The 15,193-nt window shown below is 60.9% G+C and carries 15 protein-coding genes and 2 pseudogenes; 12 read left to right on the top strand and 5 right to left on the bottom strand.

Annotated elements, in window-relative coordinates; genetic code table 11:
* Positions 1-121: 121 nt before the first annotated feature.
* The 4 genes and pseudogenes from NMG80_RS26140 to NMG80_RS26155 form a co-directional block, all read left to right on the top strand.
* Positions 122-1,254, top strand: a pseudogene (locus tag NMG80_RS26140) (IS110 family RNA-guided transposase).
* A 552-nt stretch (positions 1,255-1,806) separates the two neighbouring features.
* Positions 1,807-2,133, top strand: a complete 327-nt coding sequence (locus tag NMG80_RS26145) for a DUF736 domain-containing protein (RefSeq protein WP_254020782.1) — start codon at positions 1,807-1,809, stop codon at positions 2,131-2,133.
* 145 nt (positions 2,134-2,278) lie between these two features.
* Complete coding sequence (locus NMG80_RS26150; protein ID WP_254020783.1) at positions 2,279-2,608, top strand: DUF736 domain-containing protein; 330 nt, start codon at positions 2,279-2,281, stop codon at positions 2,606-2,608.
* Positions 2,609-2,790: 182 nt separating this feature from the next.
* Positions 2,791-3,048 (top strand): annotated as a pseudogene (locus NMG80_RS26155) (DUF2285 domain-containing protein); the annotation flags it as partial.
* 149 nt (positions 3,049-3,197) lie between these two features.
* Here NMG80_RS26155 and NMG80_RS26160 read toward each other — a convergent pair.
* A complete protein-coding gene (locus tag NMG80_RS26160) occupies positions 3,198-3,461 on the bottom strand; it encodes a helix-turn-helix domain-containing protein (protein WP_254020784.1) in 264 nt (87 codons plus the stop codon).
* A 107-nt stretch (positions 3,462-3,568) separates the two neighbouring features.
* Here NMG80_RS26160 and NMG80_RS26165 point away from each other — a divergent pair, with 107 nt between their 5' ends.
* From NMG80_RS26165 to NMG80_RS26195, 8 genes are all read left to right on the top strand, one after another.
* A complete protein-coding gene (locus NMG80_RS26165; RefSeq protein WP_254020785.1) occupies positions 3,569-3,847 on the top strand; it encodes a DNA -binding domain-containing protein in 279 nt (92 codons plus the stop codon).
* Positions 3,848-4,027: 180 nt separating this feature from the next.
* Positions 4,028-4,198 carry a transcriptional regulator domain-containing protein gene (locus NMG80_RS37460; RefSeq protein WP_367186013.1) on the top strand — a complete coding sequence of 57 codons (171 nt, stop codon included), beginning with the start codon at positions 4,028-4,030 and terminating at the stop codon, positions 4,196-4,198.
* Positions 4,128-4,784 carry a DUF2285 domain-containing protein gene (locus NMG80_RS26170; RefSeq protein ID WP_254020786.1) on the top strand — a complete coding sequence of 219 codons (657 nt, stop codon included), beginning with the start codon at positions 4,128-4,130 and terminating at the stop codon, positions 4,782-4,784. The genes NMG80_RS37460 and NMG80_RS26170 overlap by 71 nt, the downstream gene beginning before the upstream one ends.
* Before the next feature lie 135 nt (positions 4,785-4,919).
* Entirely contained in the window at positions 4,920-5,210 is a 291-nt protein-coding gene (locus tag NMG80_RS26175; RefSeq protein ID WP_254020787.1) for a helix-turn-helix transcriptional regulator, read from the top strand.
* 176 nt (positions 5,211-5,386) lie between these two features.
* A complete protein-coding gene (locus tag NMG80_RS26180) occupies positions 5,387-5,926 on the top strand; it encodes a S26 family signal peptidase (protein WP_254020788.1) in 540 nt (179 codons plus the stop codon).
* Between the two features lie 67 nt (positions 5,927-5,993).
* Positions 5,994-6,320 (top strand): DUF736 domain-containing protein, encoded by a 327-nt coding sequence (locus NMG80_RS26185; RefSeq protein WP_254020789.1) that lies wholly within the window; start codon positions 5,994-5,996, stop codon positions 6,318-6,320.
* A 235-nt stretch (positions 6,321-6,555) separates the two neighbouring features.
* Complete coding sequence (locus NMG80_RS26190) at positions 6,556-7,413, top strand: lytic transglycosylase domain-containing protein (protein ID WP_254020790.1); 858 nt, start codon at positions 6,556-6,558, stop codon at positions 7,411-7,413.
* Positions 7,414-7,629: 216 nt separating this feature from the next.
* Positions 7,630-9,396 carry a relaxase/mobilization nuclease domain-containing protein gene (locus tag NMG80_RS26195; RefSeq protein ID WP_436798686.1) on the top strand — a complete coding sequence of 589 codons (1,767 nt, stop codon included), beginning with the start codon at positions 7,630-7,632 and terminating at the stop codon, positions 9,394-9,396.
* Positions 9,397-9,651: 255 nt separating this feature from the next.
* Here NMG80_RS26195 and NMG80_RS26200 read toward each other — a convergent pair whose 3' ends face one another.
* The 4 genes from NMG80_RS26200 to NMG80_RS26215 all read right to left on the bottom strand — a co-directional run bounded on the left by NMG80_RS26200 (position 9,652) and on the right by NMG80_RS26215 (position 15,056).
* Complete coding sequence (locus tag NMG80_RS26200; protein WP_254020792.1) at positions 9,652-11,271, bottom strand: ABC transporter ATP-binding protein; 1,620 nt, start codon at positions 11,269-11,271, stop codon at positions 9,652-9,654.
* Between the two features lies 1 nt (position 11,272).
* Entirely contained in the window at positions 11,273-12,394 is a 1,122-nt protein-coding gene (locus NMG80_RS26205; RefSeq protein ID WP_254020793.1) for an ABC transporter permease, read from the bottom strand.
* Positions 12,387-13,310, bottom strand: a complete 924-nt coding sequence (locus NMG80_RS26210) for an ABC transporter permease subunit (RefSeq protein ID WP_254020794.1) — start codon at positions 13,308-13,310, stop codon at positions 12,387-12,389. Before NMG80_RS26210 ends, NMG80_RS26205 begins: the two co-directional genes overlap by 8 nt.
* Positions 13,311-13,463: 153 nt before the next feature.
* A complete protein-coding gene (locus NMG80_RS26215) occupies positions 13,464-15,056 on the bottom strand; it encodes a peptide ABC transporter substrate-binding protein (protein ID WP_254020795.1) in 1,593 nt (530 codons plus the stop codon).
* Positions 15,057-15,193 lie beyond the last annotated feature (137 nt).

A 15,193-nucleotide genomic window follows, 5' to 3' on the forward strand; every position in this document is an offset into this window, starting at 1 on the left:
AAGCGGGTGCGGCGTCGGTCGCCTTCGGCCTGTGGATCGCCATCGAGATCCTATGAGTAATGGCGGCGACCTGCTCTGATGCAGCGGGTATTGTTTGGCCGTTGTGGAAAGGAGCAAGAAGATGACGCAAGGCGGTATACAAGAAAATGGAGTGCGCAAAGAACTTGAGGCGATCTTCATATCGGTAGAGTTGAGCAAGAAGACCTGGCTAGTCACCTCGATCTCGCCGGGAGCTGGCGAGAGGCTATCGCGCCATACCATCCCCGGCGGGGATATTGCCGGGCTCCTCGACCGCCTTGGTCAACTGAAGCGCAAGGCTCGTGACCGAACTGGACGGGATTATCCGTTCATCATCATCCAGGAGGCTGGGCTCGACGGCTTCTGGGTCCACCGGGTTCTAGAGGCGGAAGGCCATGAAAGCCATGTCGTCGATGCGGCGTCGATTGCAACATCGCGGCGTAAGCGGCGGGTCAAGACGGATCGGCTTGACGGGGAAACGCTTATCCGGGCGCTGCTGGCGTTTGGGCGTGGCGAACCGCGGGTCTGCTCCATGCTACGCGTGCCAACCCCCGATGAGGAGGATCGCCGCCGCATCGTACGGGAACGCAAGGTGTTGATGGAGGAACGTATCCGGCACAGCAACCGGATCAAGGGTCTTCTCTTCTCACAGGGCATCTCCGGCTACGATCCTCTACGGCGTGATCGTCGCGATCCGCTGGAGACACTGCGCACTGGCGACGGGGGAAGCGCCAGGTTGTGCGCGAGCTCGACCGGATGGAACTGCTGCTCGATCAGATCAAGGCAGTCGAGGCGGAACGGGACGCCATGCTCGCCGAAGAACGCCAATCGTCTCGAGAGGCGGTTATGTTATCGAAAGTCGTCGGCATCGGACCGGAGTTTGCGGCCGTGCTGTGGGGTGAAGGCTTGTTCCGGTGCTTCGACAATCGCCGGCAGGTGGCGGCCTATGCCGGCCTTGCGCCGACGCCATGGCAAAGCGGGTCGATCGACCGGGAACAGGGGATCGGAAAGTCCGGGAATCCGCGCCTGCGATCGACGCTGCTGGAAATGGCGTGGCTCTGGTTGCGGCACCAGCCCGCCTCGGCGCTCAGCCGCTGGTTCAACGAGCGAGTCGCCCAGAATGGCGGACGCTTCAAGAAGGTCATGATCACCGCATTGGCCCGCAAGCTCGTGGTGGCCCTGTGGAAATACGTCCGCGCCGGCGTGGTGATCGAAGGAGCGTTTGTCAGACCATGACGATCTGACCGCATTCCAGTTCGGCCAGGGCCTGATCAGCCCGCCGGAACCAGGGTGGACGACCGCATTGCGGCATGGCTTTGACGCCGTCATCGAGACTGGTCTCGTCCTCCTGAGCCCTTGCCGCCGCAGGCGGGATTATGGTGCAGCTGCTCGAGCGCCGACCGGATGTGAGGTTGATACGTGCAAACGCGCGGATCAGGAATGGGCTCAGACCTCAGGTTCACGTGGCGGCTGGGATCGCGCTGCTTGTGCCAAATGCATGGCTGAAGGGCCGATGGCCAGCATCGTTCTCGGTGAGACTGATGCTGAAATCCGCCCTATACGGCCTCTCTTCTGGCTGGTCTGGCGCCGATCGGGCCTCTGCCTGCAACGGCTTCGCCGACCTTCTTCCCCTGCGGCTTTGCCGCATTCCTCGCGGGACAACAAGCTCGGCTGCCGCCGTCCTCCGCTGACGCTGCGGTCCACAGGATGCAGTCGGCCCGATCGTCGCCGCACGACCGCTATCGAGGCCGCACAGGGCGGCTTCGGCAACCAGTCAGGAGAACGACAATGGCTACCATCGGTAACTTCCAGCAGTCCAGCGACAACGAGTTCAACGGCGAGATCGTCACCCTCTCCCTTCAGGCCAAGAAGGTCCGTATCGTTCCCGATACGCGCTCCAGCGGCGAAAACGCCCCCAGCCACCGGGTCTTTATCGGCCGTATCGAGATCGGTGCCGCCTGGTCCAAGCAGTCCAATGAGGGCCGCAACTACCTGGGTCTCAAGCTCGACGATCCCAGCTTCACCGCCCCGATCTACGCCAACCTAGTCGAGGGTGAGGACGGTCAGGGCTACAGCCTCATCTGGTCACGACCGAACCGTCGCAACGGCGACTGAACAACTTCGATATGACGCCCCGTATCCGGCGGGGCGTCATTCAGAAACCGGCCACTCAGCAGCTCAGAACCACAGCTTGACGAGTGGTTCCTCATGTGAGGCCGCAATGGTGCGGGCTCGGAATCAGTGATCAAGGAGAACTATCATGGCGACCATCGGCACCTTCAAAAGCACTGGCAACAACGAGTTCATCGGCGACATCGTTACCCTCTCGGTCCAAGCCAAGAACGTCCGCATTGTCCACGTGGCCAATCGCCCCGGCGAAAACGCCCCCAGCCACCGTGTCTTTATCGGCCGGGTCGAGATCGGGGCTGCCTGGTCAAAGCAGTCGAACGAGGGCCGCGACTATCTCGGCCTGAAGCTAGACGATCCGAGCTTCACCGCCCCGATCTACGCCAACCTCTTCGACGACGAAGAAGGCGAAGGCTACAGTCTAATCTGGTCCCGCCTCAGCGGCCGCCGCAACGTGGACTAAACCGCCTGAGCAACCCCGCCCGGAACACCGGGCGGGGCCACTCCTTTCATGGCCTGCGACAAGGAACGGGATGAACGAATTCTTCTTACTTTGTAACGCGCGACAGCCGCCTGTCGGTGCCGCCTCAGATTGCGTGCACTGAGTATTCTCTACAAAACGCATTCAAACGAAGGAAATTGTCTTTGCTTAAACCGCTTCTCGATCCCGATGTCGCCGACGTTGCACCAGATGCCCCAATCCTGACCGGCTATGATGAGGAGCGGCTGCTCACCTATATCCGCCTGTTCGACGCGGCGGCCGAAGAAGCAGACTGGCGAGAGGCCGCCAGGATTGTTCTTCACATCGATCCGGAGCGGGCGTTTAGGTGATGGGAGACCCATCTTGCCCGCGCCCTTTGGATGACGACGGACGGCTACCGTCATCTTGTGGCAGGCGGTGCGCGCACTAAACATGGTCGCCCGCCCGCGATCCGAGACGCTCCACATAAAGCAGATTTCACCAACTTGGAAACCAGCAAGATCATCGTCAAGACGTACAGAGGTGAGCTACCCGTCCGCGGCATCGTGGATTCGTCATGACCGCGCACGCCTTAATGATTTCTGGCGGGCATACCCGGAATCACCCTTGCTACCTCATCTAGAACCTCGTGAGGATCAAATCCAATTGTCTCAGCCAGATCGAGGAACTCGACCACATCCAGGCGCCGTCCCCCTGATTCGATGGCTGCGACTACCGATTGATATCGATCTATCGCTTTGGCCAGTTCAGCTTGGCTCAGGCCTGCTGCTTTGCGCTTGTCCACGATCAATTGGATAAGTCGCAAATGTCTTGGCGACCGAAGTGTCTTCTGCATTCGCTGCCGGTCCTTGACGAAACCGGCAGATCAATTAAATGGAAATCCAGATAATCAGAAAATCTGGTTGCGCGGCCGTTGCTGCTTTCGCGAATTTTTGGCGGACTATGCTTAAACCACTGCTCGATCCCGATGTCGCCGACGTTGCGCCGGATAGCCCGATACTGACCGGTTATGACGAGGAGCGGCTGCTCACCTATATCCGCCTGCTCGACGCGGCGGCCGAAGATGCGGACTGGCGAGAGGTCGCCAGGATTGTTCTTCACATTGATCCGGACCGGGAGCCGGAGCGGGCGTTCAGGTCATGGGAGACCCATCTTGCCCGCGCCCGTTGGATGACGACGGACGGCTACCGTTATCTCCTGGCTGGCGGTGCACCACACTGATCGCCGCTGCCCTTTTGCCATGATTTGCTGAATCAGCACAGCGGTTTGTCGACTCTCCAACTACCCAACGCCCGTGTCGCCTTGGATGTTTAATTCCGAGGTCCTCAACCAGATGAGGGCATGCGGAGAGGACTTGGAACGTTGCAGGGTAATTGGACCAGTCCGGCAGCCTACGCGCACATGAGCGGCTACGAAGCTGCCGAGTTCGCTACTGAGTATTTGGTCCGGAACGACGCTTTTGTCGCCGAATGTAGCGAGCTTGCGTCGCGCGGCACACATAATGGAGAACTTCTCGGTCCGCCTGACTTCGCCGCTCGTTGGGGTGCGCGATTTCAGGATTACAGGCGATGACCTCCCGCTTGCTGAGAACATCGTCTGGACTGAGCGGGCTTTCCCGCGTGTGCTCCGAGGCACGACCATGCCTGCCGTTGTCAGCTTTTCGCATCGAACAGTTCAACTTCCCGAGTTTGGCAATTTCCACGCGTGGCAGCAGGCCAAAGAGTTTGTGGTTCTTTGGCCGACATCGGGGTCAACGCACAGGCTGATTGCCGAAACTCGTAAGGATTCGCCTAGCATCAACGCCATCGTTCTGCCGCTCGACGGCGCGTTCGCCACGCGGATCGATGCGGCACGTCGGTTCTGGCGGGCGCTGAGCGGTCGTTCGCTCGGTCCGCCCTTTGGCGCGCTGCCGCAACAGACCAAGATCAGGCATGTCCTCAATTTGCGCGCGCATGATGGTCGCCGCGCGGGTGCAACTTACCGCCAGATCGCGGAAATGCTGTTGTCGCGAGAGCCGATCGCGCCGCGCGATTGGCGCGATCATCATCTTCGCCACAAAACCCGGGCGATTCTGCGCCGCGCAGATCGTTTGGTCGCTGGCGGCTATCGCGATCTTCTCTTCTATCCCCATAGCCGCGATCGGAACTCCGACTGCTGACGTCCTTCCTCGCAGGGGTAGCCAAAACGCAGCCCCCGATCTTTGCCCTCCCTCGCCCTTTCTCATTTCGACGATCCTCCATTTCGCGCGTCCCGGCAGGCCAGGACGACAGCAGAACCGAATGGAGATCGAGCGATGTCGAAGGGTCCCGCGGACGCGCCCCAAAAATACCTACGAACCAAGGAGGCAGCACCTATCGTCGGGCTTTGCGCCCGAACACTGGAGAAGCACCGGACCTACGGCACCGGCCCAAACTATCGCAAAGTCGGCGGCCGCGTCCTCTATGACATCGACGACCTGCATGCCTGGATCGCGCTTGGCGCACGCACCTCCACGAGCGATACGACCGCGACCGTTGTTCCGCCGGCCAAGCCGCATGCGGCGCGTGCGCCAGCCTATGCCGGTAGACGCAATCACACCTGCTGACCTGCAGGGGTGATGGCAATGCGGCATCGGTCGACCGACGAGCAGAAAACTGAGCTGTTTCAGGCGCGGGCCAGCGAAACCGCGCCGCGCAACGCGCGGGACCTGATGTTCTGGCCGTTGTTCTTGGTCGCCTCACCCCATCACGAACCTTGGCTATTGAGCCACCGCAATGAGCCATGAGTATGCGCCCAGCGATCATTGCCGCGATGCTCGGAGGCTCGGTCCTGGTCGCCGCGCCAGCGTGGATCGACCAACGACCGAGATTCATCTGGAATGCATCGGCGAGCGTTCCCATCGGGCTTTATCGTGTCGAGCCGGCCAAAGAGATCGGTGTTGCCGATCTGGCCGCAGTCATGCCGCCGGAGCCGCTGGCGAGCTTCCTGGCCAAACGCGGATATCTGCCGAAGAGCGTGCCTCTCCTGAAGCGCGTGCTGGCACTCGCAGGTGCGACGGTCTGTCGGCAAGGCACAGCCATCATCGTCAACGGCGTGAGCTTTGGAGATGCGCGCGAGCGTGACAGTCGTTGCCGACAGCTGCCCGTCTGGCAGGGCTGCCGTATCATTGCTGATGGCGAAGCCTTCTTCATGAACCGGGATGCGGCCGACAGTTTTGACAGCCGCTATTTCGGGCCGCTCCCGCTCAATTCGGTCATCGGTCGCGCGATCCCGGTCTTGACGACCGACCGCACCTCTTCGGCGTCGAATCCTAGCGGCTGACCGGCTCCCGGGGAGCCGTGACGGCTCCCACAAACCTCTCATCAAAGCTCATGAAAGGAGCACTGCAATGACCCAGATCGGTACCTTCACCCGCAACGAAGACGGCTTCTTCGGCAACATCTCTACGCTGGCGCTCGACGTGAAACTTGCCATCCTGCCTGCCGAGAAATCGGATGCCGAGAACGCGCCCGACCATCGCGTCTTCTGCGAAGGCATGGAGGTGGGCGCTGCATGGGATCGTAACGGGGAGAAGGCCGGCGCCTATCTCTCGGTTGCGATTGACGATCCGTCTTTCACTCAACCGATCCGCGCCAATCTGTTCCAGTCCGACGCCGACAAGGACGCCTGGAACCTTCATTGGAGCCGGCCGTCGAAGCGCGATGAGAGAGGCTGATTGGATGCTCCGATTGCGCCTCAACGAGCCTTTCGCGTCCAACCCTTTGATAGGTCGGCCACCGATCAAACCCGCCGACCTAATCGCCCATCAAGGGGCTGCCGCACGCCGCCAAGCTCAAGGGCAACCGGGCGCTTCTCCCTCGTTTTGGACGCGCACTGCCTCACAGTTTGGGGGAAGCTGGTTCGGCCGGCGAGGCCCTGACCTTGACGGAAGCGAGCACGGTGGCAGGTTGTTGGCGCATCGGGACGACGGTATTTACGCTGTCATCTTCCAAGGCATCACAGCGCTTTCTGCATGCGTCATACTTACCGTTTCAGTGTCCGCCGTTTGCGCAGAACCTCCCACGCACGGTGAACGGCCGGCGCGCTCCAACAGCAAGACCTCGTCCTATAATCGCTGGTCGACGCATATCCGGGAGGCCGCGAAACGATTTGCCATTCCCGAGCGCTTGCTTCGCGCCGTCATGCATGTCGAGAGCGCTGGTGATGTTCATGCGCTGTCGAGCAAGGGCGCGATGGGCCTGATGCAGATCATGCCGGGGACTTGGAAGGAACTTCGCATGAAGCATCATCTCGGCGAGGATCCTTATCAGCCGCGCGACAACATTCTTGCCGGTGCTGGCTACCTTCGTGAGCTGCTCGACCGGTTTGGTCGCAACGGCTTCCTCGCTGCCTATAATGCCGGACCCGGACGTTACGAAGAGCATCTTTTGACCGGCCGCCCGCTGCCGCGTGAGACGATCGACTACGTCAGGAAACTCGCCCCGCTGATCAGAGGTGCTGTGTCCATTTCGCCGCACACTCGACAAGGAACAAACAGGGCGAGTGCACTCGAAGGGGCAATTTTCGTGCAAAGCAGCGACATCCGGAATGTCGTCGCGTCGCATGGCGACGGTGATGCAGATGTTGCCGCAAAGACGATCTTCACGGCGATCCGTTCGCCTAGCATGCAGTCGCCGGTGGGTGTTGCTGTCACTGACCTCACTGCGCTCGAGCCGCAGCTGGATAGTCTGCCCTTCCAAGCTATGTTCGAGCCGAGATCCTCCAACAGAAGCCTATTTGCACAGCATTTTTCCGAGACACCTCGATGATCGGCGCGTTCCTGGTCAATCGCATTCCGACCGGTTTCGTCGCGGAAATTGCGACGGGACGGGTGGCCGCAGATGAGGTGAATACGGGCGGCAGGATAAAGAGCCGCGATGTGCGGTCTGGTCGAAATGGCGGGAGCGTAAGGGTTTCAGAGGCCACTAAGCGATGTGCGAGGATTTTGCGCGATGTGCGCCATCGCCACTTTCTGCATTTTTCCGATGGAAGCTGCACCTCGCGGGGAAATAGCCTTGAACCGAGATGAAGACTTCCGTGTCCGCCCTGGCCGTATCCGCTCTCGCGCTAGCCAGCGTGCACGACCATTCACTTTTCAGGCGCTCGCGGCTGCACAGCGTGCCGGTGGGACCGTTTCACGCACAGGCCATTTGGCCTCGCCGCGCCACTCCACTTTTGGACGTGGCCGGACGGCGAGCATCCGCGCCAATCGCCTCATCACCAGCCACTCGCGCGGCGTCGTCGTCAAAGCGCGCGTCGTCCGGCAGTTCAGGAGCTCGGGGAGGCTCGCCGCTCATCTCAAATATCTCCGCCGCGAGGGTGTGACGCGCGACGGCAACGCAGCGAAGATGTTTGGTCCTGAAACGGACGAGACTGATCACGATGCCTTCTGCGATCGATGCAAGGACGACCGGCATCATTTCCGTTTCATCGTCTCACCTGATGACGCCACCGAGCTCGGTGACCTCAAGAGTTTCGCACGCAACCTTATGGGCGACCTGCAGCGCGATCTCGGCACCAAACTTGACTGGGTCGGCGTCGACCACTGGAACACCCAACATCCGCACGTTCATATCCTCGTTCGCGGTGTCGCCGACGATGGCGAGAATCTCGTCATCTCGCGCGACTATATCCGCCAGGGCATGCGCGACCGCGCAGGCGACATCCTTACCCAGACGCTAGGGCCTCGGACGGACCATGAAATCCGCCGGACGATCGAGCAGCAGCTTGAGACTGAGCGCTGGACACAGCTCGACCGCCAGCTTGCCCGCGACACGGATCGTGATGGGATCATCGATCTGGCGCCGCATCCGGAGAGCCCGCCGGACGAGTTCCTGACAATCAAGGTTGGGCGGCTGCGTCGGCTCGAAAGCCTGGGCCTCGCCAACGAGATCCGTCCTGGCCAGTGGATGATGGCCGAAGATGCCGAGACGACCCTGCGCTCGCTCGGCGAACGAGGCGATATCATCAAGCGCGTCCACCGCAGTCTCGCCCGGCACGGCATCGACAGGGGAACATCGGACTATGTTCTCGCGGCCGAGCAGATCGAAACGCCAGTCGTCGGACGGCTACTCGAACGTGGCCTGGATGACGAATTGCGCGGTTCGGCCTATGCCGTTGTCGACGGTGTCGATGGAAGGACACATCACATCGGTTTTCATGATCTCGATGCAACTGGAGACTCCGCGCCGGGCTCGATCGTGGAGTTGCGCCGTCACGAAGATACGAAGGGCCGTGTCGCACTCGCCGTCCACTCCGACCTTTCGATCGAGGAACAGATCCACGCTTCCGGCGCGACCTGGCTCGACCGACAACTCATCGCGCAAGAGCCAGCCGAGCTCGGCGATGGCGGCTTCGGCGGGGACGTAAGGCAGGCGCTGAAAAATCGTGCCAATCACCTAGTCGAGCAGGGTCTGGCCTGGCGGGAGGGACAGCGCGTTATCATTGCGCGGAACTTGATCGACATGCTGCGCGATCGTGAAGTTGAGACGCTCGGCATGCAGCTCGCTGGCGAGACCGGCCTGTCGTTCACGACGGCCGCAGATGGCGATCATGTGAGCGGCATCTACCGGCGGCGTTTCTCGCTCGCTTCCGGCCGCTTCGCGATGATCGATGACGGGCTCGGCTTTAGGCTCGTGCCCTGGTCGCCGTCGCTCGAACAGAGATTTGGCAATCATCTTTCTGGGGTGACGCGTTCCGATGGCGGCGGTGTGGATTGGGACTTCGGAAGGAAGCGCGGCGTCGGGCTGTAAAGCTCGCAACTGCCGCGCAAATTAAGGGGTGCTCTGTCTGGAATGCCAGTTCAAGGCACTCTTGATTGTCTCCATCGCAGGAATCATGCTGGTGTCGACGTTGGGTCCTGAGAGTCGCGTGGGCCCTACCCTTCAGGGTTTGTGGTCAGACAGGTAGTAACCCACCTACCCGCAATGAAACGTCTCCCATCTCCCGGGAAGGGCCAGTGGTTGGCTGGAACCGACCACCATCCGCTGCAGTCCTGACTGATCGCGTTACGCGCTCAAGCGAAACCGTGTGACGTCGATGGCCGCGGCCATCAGCGTCTGCGTGTAGGCAGCTTGCGGATTGCTGAAGATCGCCTCGGTCGGACCTTCCTCGACTATCTTGCCCTGCTTCATGACGATGATGTAGTCGGACATGGCGCGCACGACGGCAAGGTCGTGGCTGATGAACAGGTAGGACAGTTCGTGATCGGCCTGCAGCTTGCGCAGCAGTTCGACGATCTGCTTCTGGACGGAACGGTCAAGCGCCGACGTCGGCTCGTCGAGGACGACCACCTTGGGCTTGAGGATCATCGCCCGCGCGATGGCAATGCGCTGGCGCTGGCCGCCGGAGAATTCGTGCGGGTATCGATTGCGCGCATTCGGATCGAGCCCAACTTCGCGCAGGGCGTCGACGGCGCGCAGATCGCGCTGCCTGCCCGACAGGGTCGGCTCATGCACCAGAAGTCCTTCGGTGATGACCTGGCCGACGGTCATGCGCGGCGACAGTGAACCGAACGGGTCCTGGAAGACCAGCTGCAACTCACGCCGCAGCGGCCGCATGGCCTTACGGTCGGCGGCGGAAATATCGCGATCGCCAAAGCGGATGAAGCCGTCGCTTGGAAGCAGACGCAGCAAGGCCCGGCCGAGTGTCGACTTTCCCGAACCGGATTCGCCGACGATGCCTATGGTCTGATTTCGTTTCAGCCGGATCGAAATGTGGTCGACTGCGCGCAGGATCAGCGGCTCTCCGGCAAGAAACCCGCCGCCGATCTTGAAGGTCACTTCGACATTCCTGCCTTCGAGCAGGACGGGCGCATTTAGCGGTGGCGGCGCCTTGATTCCGGTCGGCTCGGCGGCCAACAGCATCTTGGTATAGGCATGCTGCGGATTGACGAAGATCGCTTCCGCTTCGCCCTCCTCGACGACTTCGCCGTAGCGCATGACATAAACGCGGTCGGCAAGGCGCCGGACAATGCCGAGATCGTGGGTAATGAAGACAATCGCCATGCCGAGCTTGCGCTGCAGCTCCGCGAGCAGCATGAGAATCTGCGCCTGGATGGTGACGTCGAGCGCCGTCGTCGGTTCGTCTGCAATCAGTATGTCGGGGTCGTTGGCCAGCGCCATGGCGATCATGACCCGCTGTCGCTGGCCACCCGACAATTCGTGCGGATAGGATTTCATCCGCCGCTCGGGATCGGGAATATGGACCAGCCGCAAGAGCTTGAGCGCCTCTTCGCGTGCTTGCGCAGCGCCAAGCCCACGATGCCGGCGGATCGGTTCGATCAGTTGGTTGCCGATCGAATAGAGCGGATCGAGCGAGGTCATCGGCTCCTGGAAGATCATGCTGATCTTGCGGCCGCGGACTTGGTTGAGCTCGGACTTGCTTAGGGTCAAAAGGTTGCGGCCGCGATAGTCGACGACGCCCGTCGCCTCGCCGTTCGAGGCCAGCAGGCTCATCGCCGCCATCATCGTCTGGCTTTTGCCGGAACCGGATTCGCCGACCACGGCAACGGTTTCGCCTGCATTGACGTGGATGTTGATGCCCTTGACCGCCTCGACCACACCGTCAAGCGTGCGGAAGCGGACGCGAAGATCCTTGACGCTGAGGATGGTTTCGGAAGTGTCCATCTCAACGATCCCTGGGGTCGAGCGCGTCGCGCAGGCCGTCGCCGACGAAATTCAGCGCGAACAGCGTCGAGACAAGGAAAAAGGCTGGGAACAAAAGCAGCCAGTTGGCGGTGCCGATGTTCTTGGCGCCGGTCGAGATCAGCACGCCCCAGCTGGTCATCGGTTCCTGCACGCCGAGCCCGAGGAAGGACAGGAAACTCTCCAGGATGATGACCTGCGGCACCAGCAGCGTCATGTAGATGACCACTGGGCCAAGCAGGTTGGGAATGACGTGGCGGATCAGGATGCCGCGCTGACCGACGCCCATCGCCTCCGCCGCCTGGACATATTCCTGCCGCCGGATAGACAGCGCCTGGCCGCGCACGATGCGCGCCATGTCGAGCCACAGCACGGCGCCGACCGCCAGGAACATCAGCACGAAGTTCCGACCGAAGAACACCACCAGCATAATGACGAAGAAAATGAACGGCAGCGAATAGAGCACATCGACAATACGCATCATCACCTCGTCTATCCTGCCGCCGGCAAGGCCAGCCGCAGCGCCGTAGAGCACGCCGATGACGCCCGCCACGACCCCGGCGAGCAGGCCGATGGCCAGCGAGATGCGCCCGGCCATCAGCGTCCGCGACAGGAGATCGCGGCCGGTATTGTCGGTGCCGAACAGGAAATACTGCTGCCTGATTGAAGCGCTCATCACCGCTTCAAGGCCGTCAGCCGATTTGCTCTCTATCTTGGTGTTGTCGAAGGCATCGGAACGGTCGAGGTAGCGGACATTGCGGTCGTCGATCGGCTTGCGCGATGTGACGGTGACGAAGATGCGATTGTCTTCCTGCCGCCACTGCTTGATGTCGACACGCATGCGCTTGATCGCCTCGTTGAGCGCGGTTTCTATCTTGTCGGGCTTCGGATAGGCCGACAAGCTCGGCGGCATGCGCACATAGTCGGCGTAGATGGTGGTGTATCGATGCGGCACCAAAGAGGGTCCGAACACGCTGAGGATCGCGATGAAGGCAAGATAATACAGGCTGAACATGGCGGCGCGGTTGGCCTTGAGGCGGGCCCAGGCATCGCCCCACAGGGAACGGCCAACGACGGCCGGAGCGGTGGCTGCGATGTCAGTCATAGCGCACCCTCGGATCGACGAAGGCATACATGACGTCGACGATCAGGTTGAAGACGATGGTGAACAGCGCGATGACCACCACGGTGCCCATGACCAGCGTGTAGTCACGGTTGAGCGCGGCCTCGACGAAATAGCGGCCGATGCCGGGAATGGAAAAGATCGTCTCGACGATGATCGAGCCGGTGAGCAGTGCCGCCGCCGCCGGGCCGGTGAAGGAGACGATCGGCAATATGGCGCCGCGCAGCGCATGCTTTACAACTACCGACCAGTCCGACAGGCCGAGCGCACGTGCGGTGCGAATGTGGTGCGAGCGCAATGATTCGATCATCGAGCCACGCATCAGGCGGGCGACGATGGCGATCTGCGGCAAGGCGAGGGTCAGCACAGGACCGATCTTGTTGAGCAGGGCCCCGTCGCCCCAGCCGCCGATCGGCAGCAGTCTCCAGGTCAGACCGAACAGAAGCTGGATAACCGGGGCGATGACGAAGGTCGGAATGGTGCTGCCGGCGGTCGCCAGAGCGATCACCGAGTAGTCGGCAAGCTTGTTCTGGTTGAGCGCGGCAATGGTGCCGAGCAGGCCGCCGAGCAGCAACGCCAGGATCAGGGCCGAGGCGCCGATCTGGATCGAAACGGGCAGGCCCCTGGCAAACAATTCGCCGACAGTGAAATCCGGCATGTTGTAGCTCGGACCGAAATTGCCGCGCAGCAGATTGCCGAGATAGTGGACATATTGCAGCCAGAGCGGGTCGTTGAGACCGAACTGCGCTTCGAGATTGGCCTTGATCTCGGGGCTCAGGCCCCGCTCCTGATTGAACGGGCCGCCAGGCGCAACGCGTATCAGGAAGAACGCCATGGTCACGATGACCAAAAGCGTCGGGATGGCGGTCAGGAGCCGCCGGAATACGTAACGCAGCATCGGTTCCCCGCTTTGCTAGCAAACCGGGACCGCCGCCCCTAACGCATAACCCCGAACCGAAGTTCGGAAACGATCAGGCGTAAATCAAAGCGTCCTTTGCGCGCCCCGAAGGACGCGCGGCGCTGTAAGGGAGCGGCAGTCCGGCCAAGGAGATCAGTCCTTGGAGATGAAGCGGGACGGATGCACGTCCATAACGTTATCCTCGAAGCCATGAAGCTTCGGAGAAACGATATCCTTGTAGCTATAGTAGAGAAGCGGGATGTTGCCGACCTCATCGACTAGGATGCGCTCGGCCTCGGCGAGTTCTTTCATGCGCACTTCGGGCTTGCCGCCGGCGGCGGCCGCCTCGTCCATGGCCTTATCGAATTCCGGGCTGTTGTAGTTCGAATAGTTGTTGCCGCTTGCCTTGCGGGAGATGCCGAGGAAGGTTTCCGGATCCTTGTAATCCGCAATCCAGCCGACACGCGCCACGTCGTAGTCGCCCTTCTGCTCAAGGAAGGAGTAGTGGGTCTTGGTGTCGGTGTTGAGCAGCGTGATTTCGACGCCGAGCGGCTTCAACTGCTCCTGGATGGCGACTGCAGTGTTCTTATGGTTTTCCGACGTGTTGTAGCGGATTTCCATCTTCAGCGGTTTCTCGGGCGTATAGCCAAGCTTCTCGAGTACCTTCTTGGCCTCATCCTCGCGGTCGATCTGCGACATGTCCGCGTATTTGGCCATTGCCGGCGTATAGCCCTCAACGCCTGGAGGTACCATCGAATAGCCGGGCAGCATTGAGTTCTGCCAGACTTTTTCGGCAAGGAAATCGCGGTCGACTGCCATGGAGATGGCATTGCGCAGTTCGACGTTGTCCCACGGAGCCTTGTCGGTCTTGATCGAAAAATAGTAGGTGCCGAGGTAAGGCCCAACGCGAATCTGATCGCCAAACTTGGCCTTGAGGTCGGCGAGCTGCTCGGTCGGGAGGTCGTCATAGCTGTCGAGTTCGCCGGCCTCGAAGCGCTTTATCGCCGACGAACGATCTTCGGTCGGGATGTAGTTGACGACGTCGAGCTTGACGCTCGCAGCATCCCAGAATTTCGGATTCTTGACCAGTTTGATGTGGTCGTTGGGAACCCACTCCGCCAGGGTAAAGGGGCCGTTGGAGACCAGATTGCCCGGCTTGATCCAATCGGCGCCGAGCTTGTCAATGGACGCCTTGCTGACCGGATAGGTCGCCTGGTGGGTCAGCATTTCAAGGAAATAGGGCGTGGGCGCCTTCAGTGTCACTTCCAGAGTGTTTGCGTCAATTGCCTTGACGCCCATCTCCTCCGGCTTCGCCTTCTTGGTGTTCACCTCCTCGGCGTTCTTCACGGGATAGAGCATCGAAGCGTATTCGGCGCCAGTGGCCGGATCTTCCAATCGATGAAAAGCGTAGACGAAGTCATCTGCCGTGACCGGGCTACCATCCGACCAGACGCCGTCCTTGCGCAGCTTGAAGGTATAGACGGTGCCGTCGTCCGATACTGTCCAGCTTTCGGCGGCGCCCGGAATGACGTTCGCCTTCTGGTCTTGCATGACCAGCCCCTGGAACAGGTCACGCAAAACAGCGGCTTCGTATATTGTCGAAGTCTTGTGCGGGTCGAGCGACTCCGATTCGGCAGCGGTACCTCTGTTGTAGACGACTTCGGCGAAGGCCGGTGTGTAGAACGTGCCGGCGGCCAAAGCCATCGTTGTGGCGAACAGCGTCGCCTTCAGCATGTTTTTCAGCATGAAGTTCTCCCTGTCGAGGCGGCCGTTCAGCTGCGCCTCTTGAGTGTTGACGCCCCGAAACCGATTCGCTGGCTCCTTTGAGCGCGCCGCCGGTTCCCTTTCCGGCAGCTGGTGGCCAAACAGTAACGTGGTGATTT

Source organism: Mesorhizobium escarrei (assembly GCF_935825525.1).
Classification (GTDB): Bacteria; Pseudomonadota; Alphaproteobacteria; order Rhizobiales; family Rhizobiaceae; genus Mesorhizobium; species Mesorhizobium escarrei.